4 protein-coding genes and 1 pseudogene are annotated in these 4,189 nt (G+C 75.6%); 2 read left to right on the top strand and 3 right to left on the bottom strand.

The features are described 5' to 3' along the window. Window positions 1-86 precede the first annotated feature (86 nt). Entirely contained in the window at window positions 87-1,088 is a 1,002-nt protein-coding gene (locus HCN56_RS24040; protein WP_167974523.1) for an ABC transporter substrate-binding protein, read from the bottom strand. Window positions 1,089-1,180: 92 nt separating this feature from the next. Next, entirely contained in the window at window positions 1,181-1,999 is an 819-nt protein-coding gene (locus tag HCN56_RS24035) for an ABC transporter ATP-binding protein (protein WP_167974521.1), read from the bottom strand. 340 nt (window positions 2,000-2,339) lie between these two features. On the opposite strand from HCN56_RS24035, the gene HCN56_RS24030 reads away from it, so the two are divergent. Continuing rightward, window positions 2,340-2,855, top strand: coding sequence for a lamin tail domain-containing protein (locus HCN56_RS24030; protein WP_209313127.1), 516 nt, complete (start codon window positions 2,340-2,342; stop codon window positions 2,853-2,855). A gap of 173 nt (window positions 2,856-3,028) precedes the next feature. Here HCN56_RS24030 and HCN56_RS24025 read toward each other — a convergent pair whose 3' ends face one another. After that, the gene (locus tag HCN56_RS24025) at window positions 3,029-3,979 is read right to left on the bottom strand and encodes an SIS domain-containing protein (RefSeq protein WP_167974519.1); all 951 of its coding nucleotides are present in this window, start codon (window positions 3,977-3,979) and stop codon (window positions 3,029-3,031) included. A gap of 89 nt (window positions 3,980-4,068) precedes the next feature. On the opposite strand from HCN56_RS24025, the pseudogene HCN56_RS26785 reads away from it, so the two are divergent. Continuing rightward, a pseudogene (locus HCN56_RS26785) lies at window positions 4,069-4,189 on the top strand (sugar isomerase); the annotation flags it as partial.

Here is a 4,189-nt window from a genome sequence, read left to right as displayed (position 1 = left end):
CGCCCCGCCGGGCCCGGTCGCGGACGACGCCGCGTCCACGGGCGCGGGGTGCGGCCGTCGGGCGGCCGGCGGGGCGGAGCCGATCATCAGACGCCCAGTGCCTTCCCGACCTCGTCGAGGATGTACTCGGCCGAGACGGGGCCGCCGAACAGCCAGGTGCCCGGGTCCAGCTCGTGCCAGCGGTCCTCCTGGACGAACTCCAGCCCCTCCCAGACGCGGTTGCCGGCGAAGGCGCCGGTGAACGGCGAGTCGGCGTCGTCCGCGACGGTGAGGAAGTGGATGTCGGGCTCCAGGTTGGTGAGCCCCTCGACACCGACGGTGGTCATGCCCCAGGCGTCGCCCTCGCCGTCCCAGGTGTTCTCCAGCCCGGCGAGGTCGAGGACCTGCGCCACGAGCGCCTCGTCGGTGAAGAGGCGGGCGGTGCCGGTGCCGTCGGCGGTGAAGCCCTGCGCGAAGGCGTAGCGGGTCCCGTCGAGGCCGGCCTGGGTGAGCCGCTCCTCCAGGTCGGCGGCGGACTCCTCGATCCCGGCGAAGACCTCGTCCGCCTGCTCCTCGCGGCCGACGGCCTTGGCGAGCTCGGTGAAGTTGGTGCGGAGCGTCTCCAGCTGCGGCGAGGTGGTGTACTCGAACGACAGCACCGGGGCGATGTCCTGGAGCTGCGCCAGGTTCTCCTGGGCGCGGCCGTCGTCGACGACGATGAGGTCCGGCTCCAGCTGCCGGATCTGCTCGATGCTGGGCGCCTGCCGGTCGCCGACGTCCACGGTGTCCTCGGCCAGGTCGACGCCGGGCGCGGTGATCCACTGGGCGTAGCCGTCGTTGTCGGCGTTGCCGGCGGGCTGCACGCCGAGCGCTATCAGCTCCTCCGTGTAGGTCCACTCCAGCGAGACCACGGTGGTGGCGGGCTCGTCCAGCGTCACCTGGCCGCGGGCGGTCTCGACGGTGATGCCGCCGTCCGCACCGGCGTCGGGCGACGCGGAGTCGGAGGTCCCGGCGTCCTCGCCGACGGTGCCCGAACCGCATCCGGTGGCGGTGAGGGCGAGCGCCGCGGCGGCGCCGGCCGTCGCGAGGGCGCGCAGCATTCTCTGCATGGCTGAGGGTTCTCCTTCGTGGTGTCCGTGATCCGGCGGCGGTCGGGCCGCCGCCGGTGGGTGCGCGGGGAGGGGCGCGGCGGGCGCCCGGTTCAGCGGGCGGCGTCGGCCGCGGGGAGCGGGAAGCAGGCGAGGTGGCCGGTGCCGGGGTCGCGGAGCACGGAGACCCGCAGCCCGAAGGCCCGGTGGATGACCTCCGGCGTGAGCGCGGTGTCGGGCGGGCCGGCGGTGACGGTGCCGCCGTCGGCCAGCACCATCACCTCGTCGGCGTAGGCGGCGGCCTGGGTGAGGTCGTGGAGCACCACGCCGCAGGCGATCCGGTGCTCGCGGGCCAGTCGGCGGACGACGTCGAGCACCTCGAACTGGTGCCGCAGGTCGAGGTAGGTGGTCGGCTCGTCCAGCAGCAGGACCCCGGCGCGCTGGGCGAGGACGGTGGCGAGCCAGGCGCGCTGGCGCTCGCCGCCGGACAGCTCGTCGAGCCGGCGCTCCGCCAGCGGCGCGGCGTCGGTGACCTCCAGCGCCCAGGTGACCGCCTCGGTGTCCTCGTCGGTGTGGCGGGCGAACGCCCCGCGGTGGGCGTACCGGCCGTGGCGCACCAGTTCGGCGACACGGACCCCGGCGGGCACCAGCGAGGACTGCGGCAGGAAGGCGAGGCCCCGGGAGAGCGTGCGGCGGTCCAGCCCCGCCACGGGCCGGCCGTCGAGGGTGACGGAACCGGCGAGCGGCGGTATGAGCCCGGCGGCCGTCCGGAGCAGCGTGGACTTCCCGCAGCCGTTGGGGCCGACCAGGACGGTGACGCGTCCGGGCCGCAGGGCGAGCCCGACCCCGGACAGGACCGGTCGCCCGGCGTGTCCCACGTCCAGCCCCTCGGCGAGCAGCCGGGGTTCGTCCTGCGCATCCTCAGCGGACACTCGTTGCCTCCTGCTCGCGGGTCGTCCATCCGGCCTTCGGACCGCGCACGAGTGTACCCGCCGAAGTAAGGGTTGCCTTACCGGCCGGGTGCCCGCGGCAGGGGCGGCGGCGCTCCCCCGGGCCGGGCGGCCCGTCGGCCGCCGCGCCGGCACGGCAGACGGCCGCGGAGGCACCCGCGATGAGCGGACATCGGCCCCCGTGTCACCAAGAGGTCACCGTTGTCTCCGAAAACCCCTCGCCGTACGGCTGTCTCGGGCACACTGATCGCTCGGCCCGCCGCTTCCGGCGGGCCCGGGCCGGCGTGCGCATCGCCCCGGCCCCTCCTCGAAAGGCACGCCCGTGAACCGCGCCATACGCACGGCACTTCTCGCGACCGTCTCCCTCGCCGTCCTGATGCCGGCCGTCCCGGCACACGCCGCCAAGACGACCGGGGAGCTGATGGTCACCCAGGTCCGGCCCAACGCCGCCGGCGCCGACGTCAAGAACGGCAAGCAGGTCAACCTCAACGACGAGTTCTTCGTCATCAAGAACGTCACCAAGAAGACGGTGAACGTGGGCGGTTGGGTGCCCGACATCACCACCAACACCTACGGGCGCGCCCTGCCCTCCTACAAGCTGCCGGCCGGCGCCAGCGCCCGGGTCCACACCGGGACGGGCAAGAACCACAAGGACAGCAAGGGCGTCCACCACATCTACCGCGGCTACGCCCGGCACGTGCTGCCCAACGACGGACGCGCCAAGACGCCCAACCTGCGGCTGAAGAAGCCCGGCAGCAAGGACAACAACGCCGCCGCCGGGACCATCAGCGCGTGCAGCTGGAGCCTCGCGGCCGACGGCAGGACCTACACCTGCTGACCGTTCCCGGCTGAGCCACCGGGCGCTGCCGCGCCCGCGTCGGCGGACCCGGCCCCCACGGCCGCGGTACCGCCCCTCCCCCACACCTCGGGGCCGCCCGGCGTGTCGACCGCCGGGCGCGCCCCTGCGACGCGCGGGACCGCCCCGCCCGGTTCAGCGGGTTCGCCCCCTTCTCAGGGCAGCACCACCGCGCGCGTCAGATGCCGCGGCCGGTCGGCGTCCAGCCCTCGCCGCTCCGCCACGGCCAGCGCCAGCAGCTGCGCACGGACCAGGTCCGCCATCGGGTCCAGTGGCTCACCGCCCGCCGCCGGGGTCCCCGCGCTCGTGGAGCCGTGCGGGTCGGAACCAGCGACCAGCTCCGCCCCGGTCGCGGCCACGTCGGCCGCCAGACCGACCGGCAGCCCACCGAACACCCAGACCGCGCGGCCCGGTTCGGCGATGCTGATCGGACCGTGCCGGTACTCCATCGCCGGGTACGCCTCGGACCAGGCCCCGGCCGCCTCGCGGAGCTTCAACGCCGCCTCCTGGGCGAGGCCGTGGCACCAGCCGCTGCCGAGGAAGGTGATCTGCCGCGCCTCCGCGAGGCCCGGCGGCGGGCCGGCCGCCACCGCCCGTTCGGCGTCGGCGACCGCGGCGTCCAGCCGCTCCCCGAGACCGGCGCGCAGCAGCGCCAGCGCGCTGGTGGCGAACCGGGTCTGCACCACGGACCGCTCGTCGGCGTGACCGAGGACGACTCCCTCGTCCACCTCGCCGGTCAGTGGCGACGCGGGGTCGGCGACCACCGCCGTGGTCGGGACCGTGCCGCGCAGTGCCGCCGCCAGTTCCCGGACCTCCGTGGTGGTGCCGGAGCGACTGATCAGCACCACCCGGTCGTAGCGTCGGCCCACCGGGAACCCGGAGGCGGGCCAGGCGTCGCTCTCCCCCGCGCCGGCGGCCTCGCGCAGCGCCGCGTAACTCTGCGCCATGAACCACGAGGTGCCGCAGCCGACGACCGCGACCCGCTCGCCGGTCGCGGGCAGGGCGGCGCCGACGGTGCCGGCCAGTTCGGCCGCGCGGCGCCAGCAGTGCGGCTGCGAGGCGATTTCGGCGGCGGTGTGCGAGCCGGTGCGGGGTGCGGTGCTCATGGTGGGCTCCTGTCGCTTCCTCGGGGGACTCGTCCTGCGCGTGCTGCTCGTGCGGTCGTGGCGCTGCTCGTGCGGGCGGGGTGCGGCCCCGGGCGGCGGCGGCCGGCCCGCCGCCGGGCCTCGCGGAGGCGCGGCAGATCACCTTCCTCGGCAGCGGCTGGTGCCACGGCCTCGCCCAGGAGGCGGCGTTGAAGCTCCGCGAGGCGGCCG

It is taken from the genome of Streptomyces lonarensis (genome assembly GCF_012033735.1).
In the GTDB taxonomy this organism is placed as follows: domain Bacteria; phylum Actinomycetota; class Actinomycetes; order Streptomycetales; family Streptomycetaceae; genus Streptomyces; species Streptomyces lonarensis.
This window is presented reverse-complemented; position numbering and strand designations above follow the sequence as displayed.